Origin of the sequence: Streptomyces sp. RK9, assembly GCF_045070545.1 — a bacterium.
Taxonomy (GTDB): Bacteria; Actinomycetota; Actinomycetes; order Streptomycetales; family Streptomycetaceae; genus Streptomyces; species Streptomyces alboflavus.
The window spans coordinates 355,304-371,346 of record NZ_CP173703.1 but is presented as its reverse complement, the minus strand read 5'-3'; the positions used below and the strand labels follow the sequence as shown (position 1 = coordinate 371,346).

At 73.3% G+C, this 16,043-nt stretch carries 14 protein-coding genes; 7 read left to right on the top strand and 7 right to left on the bottom strand.

What is annotated here, in order from left to right; translation table 11 throughout:
• Window positions 1–249 precede the first annotated feature (249 nt).
• Window positions 250–741: a MarR family winged helix-turn-helix transcriptional regulator gene (locus AB6L24_RS01655; RefSeq protein ID WP_405651154.1), complete on the bottom strand. Its 492-nt coding sequence runs from the start codon at window positions 739–741 to the stop codon at window positions 250–252.
• Window positions 742–865: 124 nt separating this feature from the next.
• Here AB6L24_RS01655 and gap point away from each other — a divergent pair, with 124 nt between their 5' ends.
• Entirely contained in the window at window positions 866–1,870 is a 1,005-nt protein-coding gene (gap, locus tag AB6L24_RS01650) for a type I glyceraldehyde-3-phosphate dehydrogenase (RefSeq protein ID WP_405651152.1), read from the top strand.
• 93 nt (window positions 1,871–1,963) lie between these two features.
• On the opposite strand, the gene AB6L24_RS01645 is transcribed toward gap, so the two are convergent.
• Both AB6L24_RS01645 and AB6L24_RS01640 read right to left on the bottom strand, forming a co-directional pair.
• Window positions 1,964–2,491 (bottom strand): hypothetical protein, encoded by a 528-nt coding sequence (locus tag AB6L24_RS01645; RefSeq protein ID WP_405651149.1) that lies wholly within the window; start codon window positions 2,489–2,491, stop codon window positions 1,964–1,966.
• A 213-nt stretch (window positions 2,492–2,704) separates the two neighbouring features.
• On the bottom strand, window positions 2,705–3,703 hold the full coding sequence (locus tag AB6L24_RS01640) for a CAP domain-containing protein (protein WP_405651147.1): 999 nt from the start codon (window positions 3,701–3,703) through the stop codon (window positions 2,705–2,707).
• Between the two features lie 478 nt (window positions 3,704–4,181).
• On the opposite strand from AB6L24_RS01640, the gene AB6L24_RS01635 reads away from it, so the two are divergent.
• Genes AB6L24_RS01635 through AB6L24_RS01625 form a run of 3 tightly spaced genes read left to right on the top strand, consistent with a single transcriptional unit; the run spans window position 4,182 to window position 6,938 of the window.
• Window positions 4,182–5,591, top strand: coding sequence for a S41 family peptidase (locus AB6L24_RS01635; protein WP_405651145.1), 1,410 nt, complete (start codon window positions 4,182–4,184; stop codon window positions 5,589–5,591).
• A gap of 9 nt (window positions 5,592–5,600) precedes the next feature.
• Window positions 5,601–6,377 (top strand): GNAT family N-acetyltransferase, encoded by a 777-nt coding sequence (locus tag AB6L24_RS01630; RefSeq protein WP_405651142.1) that lies wholly within the window; start codon window positions 5,601–5,603, stop codon window positions 6,375–6,377.
• 42 nt (window positions 6,378–6,419) lie between these two features.
• Complete coding sequence (locus AB6L24_RS01625) at window positions 6,420–6,938, top strand: GNAT family N-acetyltransferase (protein ID WP_405651140.1); 519 nt, start codon at window positions 6,420–6,422, stop codon at window positions 6,936–6,938.
• 82 nt (window positions 6,939–7,020) lie between these two features.
• Here AB6L24_RS01625 and AB6L24_RS01620 read toward each other — a convergent pair whose 3' ends face one another.
• A complete protein-coding gene (locus AB6L24_RS01620; protein ID WP_405651138.1) occupies window positions 7,021–8,565 on the bottom strand; it encodes an MFS transporter in 1,545 nt (514 codons plus the stop codon).
• On the opposite strand from AB6L24_RS01620, the gene AB6L24_RS01615 reads away from it, so the two are divergent.
• The 3 genes from AB6L24_RS01615 to AB6L24_RS01605 all read left to right on the top strand — a co-directional run bounded on the left by AB6L24_RS01615 (window position 8,558) and on the right by AB6L24_RS01605 (window position 12,959).
• A complete protein-coding gene (locus AB6L24_RS01615) occupies window positions 8,558–8,803 on the top strand; it encodes a hypothetical protein (protein ID WP_405651136.1) in 246 nt (81 codons plus the stop codon). The two genes, AB6L24_RS01620 and AB6L24_RS01615, sit on opposite strands and share 8 nt — an antisense overlap.
• Window positions 8,804–8,917: 114 nt before the next feature.
• Window positions 8,918–12,313, top strand: coding sequence for an AfsR/SARP family transcriptional regulator (locus AB6L24_RS01610; RefSeq protein ID WP_405651134.1), 3,396 nt, complete (start codon window positions 8,918–8,920; stop codon window positions 12,311–12,313).
• Between the two features lie 106 nt (window positions 12,314–12,419).
• A complete protein-coding gene (locus tag AB6L24_RS01605) occupies window positions 12,420–12,959 on the top strand; it encodes a hypothetical protein (RefSeq protein ID WP_405651132.1) in 540 nt (179 codons plus the stop codon).
• A gap of 54 nt (window positions 12,960–13,013) precedes the next feature.
• Here AB6L24_RS01605 and AB6L24_RS01600 read toward each other — a convergent pair whose 3' ends face one another.
• The 3 genes from AB6L24_RS01600 to AB6L24_RS01590 are packed head-to-tail and all read right to left on the bottom strand — an operon-like array spanning window position 13,014 to window position 16,035.
• Window positions 13,014–14,252 carry an MFS transporter gene (locus AB6L24_RS01600; RefSeq protein ID WP_405651129.1) on the bottom strand — a complete coding sequence of 413 codons (1,239 nt, stop codon included), beginning with the start codon at window positions 14,250–14,252 and terminating at the stop codon, window positions 13,014–13,016.
• Window positions 14,253–14,260: 8 nt separating this feature from the next.
• A complete protein-coding gene (locus tag AB6L24_RS01595; RefSeq protein WP_405651127.1) occupies window positions 14,261–14,824 on the bottom strand; it encodes a GNAT family N-acetyltransferase in 564 nt (187 codons plus the stop codon).
• On the bottom strand, window positions 14,821–16,035 hold the full coding sequence (locus AB6L24_RS01590) for a type III PLP-dependent enzyme (RefSeq protein ID WP_405651125.1): 1,215 nt from the start codon (window positions 16,033–16,035) through the stop codon (window positions 14,821–14,823). The genes AB6L24_RS01595 and AB6L24_RS01590 overlap by 4 nt, the downstream gene beginning before the upstream one ends.
• Between the last annotated feature and the right edge of the window lie 8 nt (window positions 16,036–16,043).

The following is a 16,043-nucleotide window of genomic DNA, read 5'->3' as shown; positions in this document are numbered from 1 at the left end:
CGCACCGCGGACCCGGGGACCGGGGTGCCGGACAGGGCGCGCGCACTATGGAAGGACCGCGCCCCGCCGCGTTCGGCAACCGCTTGCCACATGCCTGCCCCCTCCCCGTGGCTCGTCGTTTCCAGGCTCCCTGACACCACGGGGCACATGTCTACAGCCGACCCCGCGTGTCACCCCATCGGGTGAACTTGCGGAATGGCTTGGTTCCGACGGTGCGGGGGCGGATCGCCGCCGGGCGTGCCGGACGGATCACCGCCGGGCGCGCCCGAGTTCGGCGAGGCGGGTCAGCGCGGGCAGCGCCTCGGTGAGGGACTGCCGCTGCTCCGGGGTCAACTGGGCGATCAGGGGCGCCAGATGACGGGTCCGGTCCTCGTGGCGGGACCGGCCGATGCGGCGTCCGGCCTCGGTGATGTGGACGAGGACGGCGCGGCCGTCGCTCGGGTCGGGGCGGCGCTCCACCAGGCCGTCCCGTTCGAGGCGGGTGACGAGCTGGGTGATGCCGGGCTGGCTGACCTGCTCGGTGCGGGCCAGGTCGCTCAGGCGCAGCGGGCCGCCCCCGAAGGCGAGGGTGTCGAGGACCGACAGGGTGGTGAACGACAGCTTCTCCAGGACCGGCAGGCGGATGTAGAAGCGGTTGAAGTTCTCGACCGCGGCGGCGAAGGCCTCCACGTCCAGGCCGCCGTCGGTGCCGTCCGGCTCGCTGTTGCCCGGGGTCCCGCTGTTCTTCATGGTGTCGTCCACTCCAAAAATATATCGCACACTTAATTAAGTTGCTTATGATGTTCTCGTCGGCGCCCCACGACCTCGTCGAACCTTGGCACGAGGGGTGCCGCACGCCTCGTAGCCGCGTGAAAGGGACAGCCCCATGACTGTGCGCATAGGCATCAACGGCTTCGGCCGGATCGGCCGCAATGTCTTCCGGGCGGCGGCCGCCCGCGGAGCGGATCTGGAGATCGTCGCCCTGAACGACCTGGGTGACGTGGCCACCATGGCCCATCTGCTCGCGTACGACTCCGTCCTCGGCCGCTACCCCGGCGAGGTCACCTCCGGGCCCGAGGGCATCCGGGTCGGCGACACGACCGTGCGGGTCCTGGCCGAGCGCGACCCCGCCGACCTGCCCTGGGGGAAGCTCGGCGCGGACGTGGTCATCGAGTCCACCGGCGTGTTCACCGCGGCGGCGAAGGCGCGGGCGCACGTCGACGGCGGCGCGAAGAAGGTCATCATCGCTGCCCCGGCCGACGGCGAGGACGCGACGATCGTGCTCGGTGTGAACGAGGACACGTACGACCCGGAGCGCCACACCGTCATCTCGAACGCCTCCTGCACCACCAACTGCCTCGCCCTCCTCGCCAAGGTGCTGCACGACAGCGTCGGCATCGAAGCCGGAATGATGACCACCGTCCACGCCTACACCCAGGACCAGAACCTCCAGGACGGCCCGCACGAGGACCCGCGCCGGGCCCGTGCCGCGGCCCTCAACATCGTCCCCACCTCCAGCGGCGCGGCCAAGGCCATCGGCCTGGTGCTGCCCGAACTCCAGGGCCGCCTCGACGCGTTCTCGCTGCGGGTGCCCGTCCCCACCGGCTCGGTCACCGACCTGACCGTCACGACCACGCGCGCCACCACGGTCGAGGAGATCAACGCGGCGTATGCCGAGGCCGCCGCGGGCCCGCTCAAGGGACTGCTCGCCGCCTCCGACGCCCCGCTCGTCAGCACCGACATCGCGGGTGACCCGGCCTCCTGCGTCTTCGACGCCGGCCTCACGCGCGTCCTCGGCCCGCAGGTGAAGGTGGTCGGCTGGTACGACAACGAGTGGGGGTACGCGAACCGGCTCGTCGACCTGGCGCTGCTCGTGGGCAACGGGCTCTGACCGCACGGGATTCCGTGCCGCGCGAGCGCGCGTCGGGTGGGGCTCCGGCCCGCCGCTGGGGGCAGCGGACCGGAGCGGTCCATCGGGGGCGGTTCAGTTCCAGGGGTTGGCCGGCTGGTCGTTGATCGCCGTCCAGAAGCGGGTGCCCGCGGGCACCTCGCCCTTGGCCCAGAAGCTCCAGCCGCCGGAGCTCTCCAGGTTCGGTCCGTACCGGCCGTCGTGGAACTCGGCCATCCGCCAGCCCGGGCCGAAGGTGTTCGCGCAGACGTTGTCGGCGACGGTACGGCTGGTCAGACGGGTGCCGCGGATCGGGTTGCTCGCGGCGACGGTGCCGCGTGCCCAACCGGCGTAGAAACCGGGGGTGATGCCCGCGGGCGCGGCGCTGTTGTCGATCTTCAGACACAGCACCGGAAGTGCCGTGGTGATGTCCGTGTCACCGGTGTACGCGTTGCTGAGCGGGCCGCCGCCCACCTGGACCGTGCCGCTGGGACCGTCGGCCAGGAGCGTCCAGGTCATCGCCTTTCCGTTGTTGTCCGGCGCGGCCGCGGCGGGGCTCGCCGCTCCGGCGGCCACCATCAGGGCGGCGGCGCCGAGGGACAGAGCCAACTTGATCGGGCGCAAGGCTTCTCCTCACGGATGTCACACGAGTTACGTGCCAGGACGGTCACGGATTCTTCACGTCCTTCAGATTTTCTCCAAGGGTGAGAATGCGACATCCCTCGTGTCCGGAACCGGGGCACAACGGGCCGGCGGGCGGTGACCACCATGTGCCGAAGCCTGGAGGTCACCGCCCGCCGATCGAGCCCCGGTGGTCACACCGGAGGGGTCATCTGCTCACCGCGCGCCGAAGTTCTGCGTCCACCACGGTCCGCCGGAGCCCTTCACGACGCCCACCCCCAGCTCCTTGAACGAGCAGTTGAGGATGTTGGCGCGGTGGCCCGAGCTGTTCATCCAGGAGGTCATGACCGACTTGGCGGTCTGCTGACCGCGGGCGATGTTCTCGCCGTAGGTGCTCCACCGGTAGCCCGCCGCGGTGATGCGCTTGCCCGGGTCGGTGCCGTCGGGGGAGGTGTGCGAGAAGTAGTTGCGGGCCTTCATGTCGGCGGAGTGCCGCTGCGCGGCCGTGGCGAGCTTGCTGTTGCTGGTGAGCGGGCGGCAACCGGCCTTCTGGCGTTCGGCGTTGACCAGGTTGAGTACCTGCTGGGCGGTCGAGCCCGAGGCCGAACCCGAGGGGGCCTTGGGTGTCGTCGGTGCCGGGGCCGGGCGGCTCGTCTTCGGGGGCGCCGGGGGCTTCGGCTTCTCGGGCTTCGCCGTCGGGGTCTTCGCGGGCTTCTTCGAGGGCTTCGCGGACTTGGACTTCTTCGGCTCCGCGGGCTTCGACGGGGACGCGGACTTGGACTTCTTCGCCTTCGGCGTCGCGGACGGCGGCTCGCTCGACGGCGTGGGCCCGTCCGTGTCCGTGTCCATGGCGGCCGCGGCCGCGGTCTTCTCGGGGGTGTCGGAGCCGTCCGAGCCCCACTGCATGACGGCGGTCAGCGTCGCGATCGCCGCGATGCCCGCGCCCGCCGCGATGGCCTGCCGACGGCGCCGCGTGGTGCGCCGCTGCCGCAGCTCGGCACGGGAACCCGGGGCGCCGGACGCGGCCGGGGATATCGAGGTGACGTCGTCGGCGAGGTGCGCGTCGGCGCCGTGCGGCGCGGCGTACGCCTGGCCCGGGCCGGTTCCGGGGCCGTACGCGTACGGGTCGGGGTGCTGGGGATAGGGGCCGCCGGGCGCGGCGGGGTCGGCGGGGTGCGGGTGGGACAGCGGGTCTGACGGATCTTGTGGATTCATGGTGTGGGGGAACGCCTCGGTGTGGTCGGAAGGGGACTGGCAGGGGGAACGAGCGGGTCGGCGTGGCCCGGGGCCGGGGCGCCGGGGTGCGTGCGCGGGAGGAGGTCGGTCGGGGCGGTCAGGTGGATGGTGCCCGCCGTCGGCGGCGGTACGAGTGCGGGGCCGGTCGGGACCCGCTCCGTGGGAGCGAGGAGCGCGCCGTGCCGCGTGTGCGCGGCGCACGCGCGGGTGGGGTGCGCGAGGCGCTCCCGCCGCGGCGCCGACGGCCTGCTCGGGCTCTGCCGGTCGTGCTGCACGACGCTCCCCTCTCCTGGTTCCCGTGGTTCCTGTGTGGCCGCGCTGATGGGGAGATCCTGCGGGCTGGGGCGGCATAACAGAAAGCGAAGAGATTGCTTTGAGAGCCGGGTCACGTTTCTCGGCTGTGAAGGCCGGGACATGCTCTCGAAAGAGGCGAAACGCCGAAACGGGAGGAATGCATATGCGAAGGGTGACGACGGCTGCGATGGCGGCCCTGACTCTCACCGTGGGGTCGGGCTTCACCGCGGGGGCGGCGACAGCTGTCACACCAGCGAACGCCGCACCGGCGGCAGTCGGGACGGAATCGCCGAAATCCGGAATATGGCGTGTGGATGGTTATGGGGCGGTGTGGTCGATTCGTGACGGCGTGCTCCAGGAGTACGAGACCACGGCCGTGAGCTGTCTCAAGGGCGACGTCGCGAAGCGGACGGGCCCCGGGCGCTACGTCGACGAGAGCGGCGTCGGCCTGACCCTGCGCTCGGCGCCGGGACGGGACCGCGCGATCCTGCACATGGACGGCACCACGGGCCACCAGGAGCTGCGGCGCGTCGGGAAGCTCCCCGCCACCTGCACGGGACCGGCACCGGAGGGCCCCGTGGCGACCTTCGACGTCTTCTGGCAGTCGTACGAGGAGAACTACCCGTTCTTCGCCGCCAAGGGCATCGACTGGCACGCGATGCGCGACCGGTACCGCCCCAAGGTGCACGCCGACACCACCCCCGAGGAACTGTTCGCGATCTTCTCCGAGATGCTCGACCCGCTCGAGGACATGCACGCCGGGGTGGGGTACGGCGACCGGTACTTCAACCGGGGCCGGTCCGGCACGGTGCCGCCCAGCGAGGAACTGGACGCCCGGGTCAAGAAGTTCGTCCTCGCGCGCGACCTGAAGGACGCCGAGCACGTCCAGGACTTCGCCAAGGGCCGCATCACCTACGCCGACCTGCCGGGCGGCCAGGGCTATCTGCGGATCTCCGGATTCAGCGGGTACGCGGGCGACGGCGCCCCCTACACCGAGCAGCTCGCCGAGCTGGACCGGGCGCTGGACGCCGTCTTCACCGAGGGCCGCACACAGAGGCTGCGCGGCCTGATCATCGACCTGCGGATCAACGGCGGCGGCTCGGACGCGCTGGGCGTGCATCTCGCCGGACGCCTCACCGACACCGGCTACGTCGCGTACTCCAAGCGCGCCCGCAACGACCCCGCCGACCCCACGCGTCACACCCGCCCGCAGCCCGTCCGCGTCACGCCGGCCGCCGCGCCCCGCTACACCGGACCCGTCGCCGTCCTCACCGGCGGGTCGACGGTGAGCGCGGGCGAGACGTTCACGCAGGCCCTGATCGACCGGCCCGGCAAGGCCGTACGGATCGGCCGGCCCACCCAGGGCGTGTTCTCGGACGTCCTGCCGCGCAGGCTGCCCATCAGTGGCATGGGGACGTGGCTGCCGAACGAGGAGTTCCTGACCAGGTCGGGCACCACCTTCGACGGCCCCGGCATCCCCCCGCACCTGACCGAACCGGTCTTCACGGAGGAGGAGTTCGAGAAGAACAGGGACTCGGCCTTCGACAAGGCCCTGAAGATCCTGCGGAGTTAGCCTGAGCGGATGTGGAGCAAGGGCGGGGCGAAGGGCGGCGTGCCGATCAGGGACGAGGCACGGCTGCTCGCCCTGGAGGTCGACGCGATCCACGGGCTCGTAGCGGAATCGGGGGAACCGCCCGCCGTGCGGGACGCGACCGTCCTCGCCGTCTGGGCCTGGTCGCCGCGGGCCCGGCTGCTGGCGCTGGGGCCCGGCGTCGCGCGCCCCGTCCGCGCGCGGAGCGCGCCCGGTGCCGACGCGGATGACGAGCCGTACGCCCCGGACCGGCCACCCCGCACCCTGGAGCGCCTGGCCGCCGACCTCGGAGGCCGGGCGGCGTCCGTCGAGGGCGGCCCGTCCTGGACCTTCCCCGCGCGACTCGCCCCCGCCCCCGGCCCGCTGCCCGTCCTGGTCTCCACCGCCGAGGGCCGGGCGGCCGCACGGGACCTGGTCCGCCCCGACAACTGGCAGCCGGGCGAGTGGACCGAGCTGATCGGCGGCGACCTGGGGGAGTGGGCCATGGCCGTGCGGGACCGGGAACCCGTGTCGATCTGCCACACCCCCGCGGCCAACGACCACGCCGCCGAAGCGGGCATCTGGACCCGCCCCGACCACCGGGGCCGCGGCCTCGCCCGCGCCTGCGTCACCGCCTGGTCGGAGCGCGTACGCCCCACCAAGGACGTCCTCTTCTACAGCACGACCAGCACGAACCACGCCTCCCAGGAGGTCGCCCGCGGCTTGGGCCTCACCCCGCTGGGCTCGATCTGGACCGTGCGCCCCGGAGTCACCCACCCGGCCCCGTAATCCTGTTGAGCCCCGGGCTCACGCACCCGTACGTTCGGCAGTGTGACGACATCCGCGACTCCCCGCGACAGGGTCCCCGACCTCCCCACGGAGCTGCCGGACCTGGTGCTGAGGGAACTGACCGCCGAGGACGCCGACGCGTACTACGCGCTCCTGGACCGCAACCGGCAGCACCTGAGCCGCCTCGGCGACTACCAGGAGGAGAGCCGCGCCACCCCGGCCTGGGTCCGCGCGCACCTGGCCGACGACCCCGCCCCCGATCTGCGCTACGGCATCCGCCTCGGCGACGCACTGATCGGCCGCGTCGACCTCATCGCCGTCGACCCGCCGAACTACGGCACCGGCTACTGGATCGACGAGGCCCACCAGGGCACGGGCCGCGCCACGGCGGCGTGCGCGGCGCTGTACGCACACGCGGCGCGCGAACTCGCGGCGACGGACATCTACGCCGGGGTGACGCACGGGAACGACCGGAGCGTGGCGCTGCTCGGGCGCCTGGGCTTCGAGCGAGTGGCGGAGTTCGCGGGCTACACGCGATTCCATCTCGGTCTCCAGAAGTGACGCGGTAGGCGGCAAACGGGGTGGGGTGGTGGACAGCGGAGTAAGCGCCGTCCACCACCCCACCCCGTTTGCCGGGCCCCTGTCAGTGCCCCTCGCCCACGGGAACGCGCGCCTCCGAGGCACCGTCGGACGTCCCGGCCGCCTCTTCCTCGGCCCCCTCCCCGAAGCCGGTCCGCACCTGCCGCAGCAGCACCATCGCCGCCACCGCCAGCACCGCCACGATGGCGCCCGCGACCCCGGCGGCGACGTTCAGGCCGCCGGTGAAGGCCTCCCGCGCGGGTTCGAGGAGTTGCTCGCCGAGCGGTCCGGGGAGTTCGTCGGCCACGGCGTCCGCGTTGGCGAGCGTGTCGCGGGCCGCGTGCGCTGCGTCGTCCGGGAGTTCACGGGGAAGGGTGTCGGTGGTCTCGTCGCGGTAGACGGCCGTGACCACGCTGCCGAGACCGGCGATGCCGAGGGCGATGCCGAACTCCATGCCCGTCTCCGACATCGCCGCCGCCGAACCCGCCTTCTCCGGCGGGGCCGAGCCGACCACCAGGTCCGTGCCGAGGACCATCATGGGGCTGATGCCGGTGTAGACGAGGACGAAGCCGGTCACCAGGAGGGGCAGCCCGCCGCCGCTGCCCACCTGCGTGATCAGGGCGTAGCCGACCACCGAGACGAGCAGGGCGCCCCCGACGACGTATCCGGGACGGATCCGCCGGGCCAGCGCCGGAGTCAGCGACGAGGCGACGATGAGCGCGACCGCGGCGGGCAGCAGCCACAGACCGGCCTCGAGCGGCGAGAGCCCCTCGACCAGCTGCAGGTACTGGGTGATGAAGAGGTAGAGCCCGCCCATCACGCCCAGGCCGAGGAGCAGCACGAGCAGCGCGGCGCTGAACGCCCGGTTCCGGAACAGCCGCAGGTCGAGCAGCGGGTCGGTCAGACGGCGCTGGCGGAGCACGAAGAGCACGCCGAAGACCGCGCCGGTCAGCAGCGTCGCGACCGCGAGGGCGTCGACGCCGTGCTCGGCGAGCCGCTTGACGCCGTAGATGCCGGGCAGCACCGTCACCAGGGACAGCACCACGCTGGCCGCGTCGACGCGCCCCGCCGCCGTATCCCGGTACTCCGGGAGCAGGAGCGGCGCCGCCACGAGCAGCACGACCATGACGGGGACGCCGAGCAGGAACACCGAACCCCACCAGAACCACTCCAGGAGCAGGCCCCCGAGGACCGGGCCGACGGCGATGCCCACGGAGAAGCAGGTGACCCACACGCCGATGGCCACCCCGCGCTGCCGGGGGTCCTTGAACATGTTGCTGATCAGCGCGAGCGTGGACGGCATCAGGGTGGCGCCCGTGAGACCGAGCAGCGCGCGGGCGACGATCAGCATCTCCGGGCTGGTGGACCGCGCCGCGAGGACCGAGGCGAGGCCGAAGCCCAGGGCCCCGGCCATCAGGAGCCTGCGGCGGCCGATCCGGTCGCCCAGCGTGCCCATCGTGACCAGAAAACCGGCGATCATGAAGCCGTAGATGTCGACCGTCCACAGCAACTGGGTGCTGCTCGGCCCCAGGTCGGCGCTGATGTCGGGCACGGCCAGGTTCAGGACGGTCGCGTCGAGCGCCAGCAGGACCGTGGGCAGCGTGAGCACGAAGAGGCCGAGCCACTCCCTCGGCCCCGCTCTGCGCTCCGCCTCCGGTGGGGCATCGGAGGTCGTACGTGGCGTGGGTGGCGCGGGCGTCGCGGTGCTCGTGGCCGTCGTGACGGCCGCAGAGGCGGACTCCCTTGCGCCGTCCGTTGCGTCAGCCGTCCTCGCCGTCTTCGGTGTGTTCGACGCGGTCATCGTGAGCCTTTCGCAGGGGGTGGAGGGTGCTCGCTCCCGGGCTTGATCGCCGGGGCGGATGCCAGCTTCCGGCAGGGCACTCACGAACCGCTCTCCATGCGCTCACCGTGCTCTCACGCCCGCCATCCCGCTGGTCACAGCCCTGAGTTACCGTGACGTCATGCGATTCGGGGTGCTCGGACCACTGGCCGTGTGGACGGCGGACGGCGACCCGGTCGCCGTGCCAGGACCCAAGACCCGCGCCCTGCTGGCCGCGCTGCTCGCGCACGACGGGCGGCCCGTGTCCGCGGACCGGCTGATCGACGACCTGTGGGGCGAGGACGACCTGCCCGGCAAGCCCGCGGCGGCCCTGCAGACCAAGGTGTGGCAGCTGCGGCGCGCCTTCGACGACGCCGAGCCAGGCGGCCGTGACCTCCTGACCCGTCAGGAGAGCGGCTATGTGCTGCGCGCGGAACGGGACAGCGTCGACGCGGGCAGGTTCGGCGCGCTGACGGCCCGCGCGCGAGCCGCCGACGACCCGGCCGTCCGCGCGGGGCTCCTGGCGGACGCCCTCGGACTCTGGCGCGGTACGGCGTACGCGGGCTACGAGGACATGCCGTGCGCGCGGCCGGTCGTGGCCCGCCTGGAGGAGGCCCGGCTCACGGCGGTGGAGGAGTACGCGCAGGCGCGCGTCGCACTCGGCGCGTACGGCGACGTGGCCGGGGAACTGGGCGCGCTCGTCGCGGAGCACCCGCTGCGGGAGCGGCTGCGCGCGGTGCAGATGCGCGCGCTCCACGGCGCGGGCAGACCGGGCGACGCGCTGGCCTCGTACCGGGAGCTGAGGGTGCGGCTCGCGGACGAGCTGGGGCTCGACCCCGGCCCCGAGCTGGTCGGCCTGCAGCAGGCGATCCTGGAGCAGGACCCGGCGCTCGGTGGGCCGGTGGTGCCCGCACCGCCCCTCACTCCCGCACCGTCTCCCGCTCCCGCACCGTCTCCCGCTCCCGCACCGCCTCGCACTCCCGCACCGCCTCCTACTCCTGGCCCGCCTCCCGCCGCCGGCCCGCGCCCCCGCCCCGACCTGCCGGTGCCCCTCACCGAACTCATCGGCCGCCAGGACGCGTTGACCGAGGTGACGTCCCTGCTCGGCTCGGTGCGGCAGCTGACGCTGACCGGGGCGGGCGGGGTGGGCAAGACCCGGCTCGCGCTCGCCGTGGCGGCGCAGGCGGCGGACGACTTCCCCGACGGCGTCCGGCTCGTCGAGCTCGCGCCCCGAGGGCGTACGGAACCGGCGGACGCCCCGCACGCCGTCGCGGAGGCGGTGATGGCCGCGCTCGGCATCCGCGAGGAGACCGCATCCGAGACCGCCGCCCCGGGCAGCCCCGCCGCACCGGCCGACCGGCTCGCCGAAGCGCTCGGCGACCAGCGGCTGCTGCTGGTCCTCGACAACTGCGAGCACGTGGTCGACGCCGTCGCCGACCTGGCATCCGCGCTGCTGCGCCGCGCCGCCGGCCTGCGGATCCTCGCCACCAGCCAGGAACCCCTCGGCATCCCCGGCGAGACGATCTGGGCCGTGCCGCCGCTCGACGTGCCCGACCCCGCACGGGACCCGGACGCCGCGGACGTGGCACGCGCAGGTGCCGTGCGGCTCTTCGTCGCCCGGGCCACCGCCGCCGCCCCCGGCTTCCGCCTCGACGCGGACAACGCCCACGACGTCGCGACGGTCTGCCGCCGGCTCGACGGCATCCCGCTGGCCCTCGAACTGGCCGCCACGCGCGTACGGGCCCTCGGCGTAAGGGAGTTGGTCGCACGGCTCGACGACCGGTTCCGGCTGCTCGGCACCGGCCACCGGGGCACCCCGCCCCGACAGCAGACCCTGCGCGCGATGATCGACTGGAGCTGGGAGCTCCTGACCGCGCCCGAACAGACCGTGCTCCGCAGGCTCGCCGCGCACACCGACGGCTGCACGCTGGCGGCGGCCGAGGAGGTGTGCGCGGACGAAGGCCTGCTCCCCGAGGACGTGTTCGACCTGCTCGCCCGTCTCGTGGACCGCTCCCTGGTCGTCGCGGCCGACAGCGGCGACGGGCTGCGCTACCGGCTCCTGGAATCCGTCGCGCACTACGGCGCGGCCCGCTTGGAGGAGGCGGGCGAGGCCGGACACGTACGCCGACGGCACCGCGACCACTACCTCGCGCTCGCCGAACGCGCCGCGCCCCATCTGCGCGGCCACGACCAGCGGCGCCGACTGCGGCTCCTGGACGCGGAAGCCGCCAACTTCCGCCGCGCACTGGACGAGGCCGTGCGCGACGGCGCCGAACAGCACGCCCTGCGTCTGGTGAACGCGCTAGCCTGGTACTGGTTCCTGAGGGGGCGCCTCAGGGAGGCCGTCAGATCCCTCGACGCCGCGCTGGGCACGTCACGGCGGCACGCGGGAACCGCCACGACCCCGGAGTCCGTCGCCTCCGCCCGGGCCCGGGCGCGGGCCTGGCAGGCCGGGTTCGCGGTCCTCGTCGGGGACGGCACCGACCGCGCGGAGTGGAACGGGGGCGCCGTCGAACTCTCCAAGGACATCGCGGACCGGCGCGAGGGCGCCCGCGCCCAGTGGTTCCTCGGCCTCGCCCTGTTCGGCGTGGGCGACCAGGCCGCCAGTGAGGAACTGATCCGCCTCGCCCTCGACGGATTCCGCGCCCTCGACGACCGGTGGGGCCTCGCCGCGGCCCTCTGCGTCCGCGCCAACCAGGCCCATGTCCGCGGCGACCTCGGCACCCTCCAGAGCGCCGGGCGGCAGAGCGCGGCCCTCTTCGCCGAACTCGGCGACAGCTGGGGGCAGTTGCTCACCGTCGAACCCCTCGCCGGGCTCGCCCAGATGACCGGCGACTACCCGCGGGCCGCACGGCTGCACGAAGAGGGGCTGCGCATCGCCGAGGACCTCGGCCTGTGGCCCGAGGCCGCCGACCAGCTCTGCGGCCTCGGCAGCACCGCCACCCTCACCGGGGACCACGACGCGGCACGCGCCTTCCACGAACGCGCCATGCGGATCGCCGCCGAGCACAGCTTCAAGCCGGGCGTCATCCGCGCCGAGACCGGCCTCGCCCTCGGCGCCCGCCGCGCGGGCCGCCTCGACGCCGCCGAGACCCAGCTCCGCCACGTCCTCCGGTGGCTCACGCGGATGTCCTACGAACCCGGCATCGCACTCGTCCTCGCCGAACTCGGCTTCATCGCCGAACAGCGCGGCGACGCGGCGGCGTCCCTGCGGCTCCACCTGGAGGGCTGGGCCGCGGCCCGCAACACCGGCGACGCACGTGCCCTGGCCTTCGCCCTGGAAGGCCTGGCCGGGGCCCACGCCGCCGACGGCCGCCCGGAGTGCGCCGCCGTCCTCCTCGGCGCGGCCCACACGGCCCGGGAGTCGGTCGGCATGCCGCTGCCGCCCGCGGAACGTGGGGACGTCGACCGGATCACTGCGGTGGTACGTGCGTCCCTCGACGAGGAGGCGTACGGGGCGGCGCACCGACGCGGGGCCGCCATGACGCCCGAGGAGGCGGTGGCCGCTTGCCGGTCGGAGGCGTGGGCCGTGGCCTGAGCGGGGCTTGGACCATGTCACCCAAGGGGATGAATGGGCGCCACATGCGGGTGACGGCGGCTTCCGCTCCGGTGACAGCGCCGCAGGTCCGGTCGATGCTCGCGTCATGAGCATCCACTACAGGCGTCCGCGCCGTACGACCTTCCACCGGGTGGCCCGACTCGCAGCCGTGACCGCGCTGCTCGCCTGGCCCACCACCGCCTTCGCGGCCCCCGGCGACGCGCTGTCCGCGGCGGAGAACTGCGTCGTCAACGGCCGGCCTCAATCCGGCCCGGAGATCTACGGAACGACCGGCGACGACAACATCCGGTGCGACCGCCTGGTCTCCGGGGACGTCATCTTCGGCCACGACGGCAACGACACGATCCGGGTCACGTTCAACCACGCCGGCGTCATGAACGGCGGCAACGGGGACGACACCATCAGGTTGGAGGAGGCGAGCATCGGCCTGATCCAGGGCGGCGCGGGCAACGACGACGTCATCGTCTCCGTCAACGACGAGATCGACGGCGCCAAGGGCAGGATCCACGGCAATCCCGGTGACGACGAGATCCAGGTCCTCCTGAACGAGGGCGAAGTCGACGGGGGCGAAGGCAACGACATCTGCCGCGTCAACGAGGGCATCGTCCTCAACTGCAACCCGTAGCGGCCCCTTCGCTCGCGGTGGGCCACCCCGTCCCCGAGGCAGCCCACCGCCTCCTCACGCCTTCGCCTCCACCTCCGCTCCCCGCGCCGCAGCCGCCGGCCACCCGATCCGCGCCGCGCACACCGACACCAGCGACGCCGAGACCGCCACCGCCGCCATGCCCCAGACCAGACTCGTGCCGTGGGCGAGGAAGCCGATGAGCGGCGGACCGGCGAGCAGGCCGGTCGTGCCCATCGCGGCGACCAGGGCCAGCGCCTCCGAGCCCTGCCGGGCCGCGGCCACGTACACGCACGGCGTGACGGCCGCGATGCCGAGGCCCATGCAGGCGAAGCCGATCAGGGCCGGTACGACACCACCGGCGAGAAGGGCGAACGCGAGGCCCGCGGCGGCCAGGAGGCTGCCCACGCGCACGACGCGGCCGTCGCCGAAGCGGGTGCGCCAGCCGTCGGCGAAGAGCCGGGCGAGGACCATCATCACGGAGACCACGGCGATGCCGAGCGGTGCGAGGCGCGCCGACGCGTCGGCGACCTCCTTCATGTAGAGCGCCGACCAGTCGTTCATGGCGCCCTCCGCCACGGTGCCGCACACCATGGCGCCGCCCATCCACAGCGTCACGCGGGCGGGTAGGCTCCAACGGCGCCGGGCCTTCTTCCCCGGCGCGTCGGTGTCCTGTCCGGCGGCCCCGTCGGTGGCCGACTCCGCGGCCGCGTCGGCGGGCTTCTCGTCCGGGAGCAGCGCCGGTTGGGAGAACAGCGTCAACAGCAGGACCAGCACGGTGGCGACACCGAAGTGCAGCGCCACCGACGAACTGAGCGCGCTCATGCCGGAGGCGAGCAGCGCGGCCCCCAGCGAACCGGCGCTGAACGTCGCGTGCAGCTGCGACATGGCGGTCCGGTCGTGCCGGGCCTCCAGCGCGGCGCCCTGCGCGTTCATGGCGACGTTCAGACAGCCGACGCCCACGCCGTCGGCGCACATGACGACGAGGGCGACCGGGTAGTTGGGCGCGGCGGCGAGGGCGAGCAGGAGCACGCCGAGGAACAGGGCCGACACCAGCGCGAGGCGCCGCGAGCCCCAGCGCCGGGTGAGCGCGGCGACCAGCGGGAAGGACGCCGCGGCGCCCACACCGCAGGCCATCAGGAGCAGTCCCAACTCGGCCTCGGACAGGTCGAGCCGGGACTTGAGCGCGGGCAGCCTGGCCGCCCACGTGGCGTACTGGAAGCCCAGGACGCAGAACAGCGCCGCGATGGCCAGTTGTGCGCGCCGGAACTCATCGCGAACGAACGATCTTTGCATCAGCGTCTTCAGCCTCTTCGTCCTTCCGGCACCGCCGCGGACATGTAGACCGCGTCCGTGCCGTAACTGCCCGGGAGCGGGATCTCCCGATGGGCCCGGTACCCCTGCGCCGACCAGAAGGTCTCGCTCCCCGCGACGGCGACCAGGGAGATCTGCTCGTACGTCTGCGACCGCGCGGTCGTCGCCAGGTGCCGCAGGAGCCGCCGGGCGAGCCCGCGCCCCCGGAAGTCCTCGGCGACGACGAGGTCGTGCAGGTGCAGATTGTCGGAGGGGAAGGCGGGGGGAACGGGGGCTTGGGGGGAGTCGGGGTCGGCGCCGGGCGCGGGCTCCTCGGCCCGCGCCAGGTCCGGTGACTCGAACGGCGGATACGGCAGCGCGAGCAGATACCCGGCGGGCCCTTCCGGGCCGTCGAGCACGAAGCAGGTGCTCGGCGAGGCCCGCGCCCGTGACTCCAGCGCGGCCCGGCCCTCCGAGAGCCCGAGCGGCGTGTACACCTCGGCCTCCAGCGCCGCGATGCCGTCCCAGTCGCCGTCGGCGATGTGCCGAAGCCGGATGCGTACGTCGTGGGTCATCGCGTGCGCCCTCCCGCCGAGGAGACGAGGGGCGCGGCGTCGCCCTCGCCGCGTATCCACGTGTAGGGCAGCGGGCCGAAGCCGTTGAAGCCCTGCGTGGTGTAGCTCGCCGCGTACGCGCCGGAGGACAGGATCCACACCGGGTCGCCCGACGCGACGCTCCGCGGCACGTGCACGAGGCTGCCCTCGTGGCTGTACGCGTCGTCGCTGTCGCAGGTGGGGCCCGCGACGACCGCCGGGACGTAGTCGCTGCCCTGGTACTCGGGGAACACCAGCGTGTACTGGAGCGCGTCCATCTCGTACAGGCCGTTGAACTTTCCGCAGCTGAGGTACAGCCAGTGCTGGCGCTCCCCGCTGACCTGCTCGCGCGCGGACAGGCGCGACACATGGGCGCGGACGGCGCCGTGGTCGGCGACGAGATAGCGGCCCGGCTCGATGACGAAGTCCAGCGGCGTCCCGGTGACGGCCCTGAGCCGCTGCATGCCCTCCCTGATCACGGCGAAGATCTTGTCCAGGGGCGGGTCGAGGGGCCTGCCGAAGCGGTCCCGGTAGCCGAGGGCGGGCAGGCCGCCGCCCAGGTTGATGTGGTCGAGACGGATGCCGCGCCGCTCCAGGGCCGCGAGCACGTCGGCCATGCGGTCGAACGCGGCGCGCCACGCCTCGGCCGTCATCTGCTGGGAGCCGACGTGCACGGACAGGCCCGACGGCGTCAGGCCCGAGGCCCGCGCCGTCGAGAGCACCCGCAGGGCGTCGGCGGGGGAGCAGCCGAACTTGTGGCTGAGACCCCACAGGGCGCCCTCGCCGTCGGTGGCGAGACGGCAGAACACGCGCGAACCCGGGGCGAGCGCCGCGAGCGCGCGGACGTCCTCCACGCTGTCCGTCGCGAAGTCCCTGATGCCGAGGTCGTACGCCGCGGCGATGTGGCGGTCGGACTTGATGGTGTTGCCGTAGTGGATCCGGTCCGCCGGCGTGCCGGTGGCGAGGGCCTGCGCGATCTCGTGCGGGCTCGCCGCGTCGAACCCGGCGCCCCTCCCCGCGAGGCAGGACAGCACCTCGTCGACCGGACAGGCCTTCATCGCGAACCGGACGGCGACGCCCGGCAGTTCGTGCACGAGAGAGTCGTGCCGGTCGGCGATGCCGGGCAGGTCGTAGACGATCTGGTCCTCCGTGGCGGCCGCCAGGGCCGCCCGCAGGTTGGTCGTTTCGTACATGGTGGATG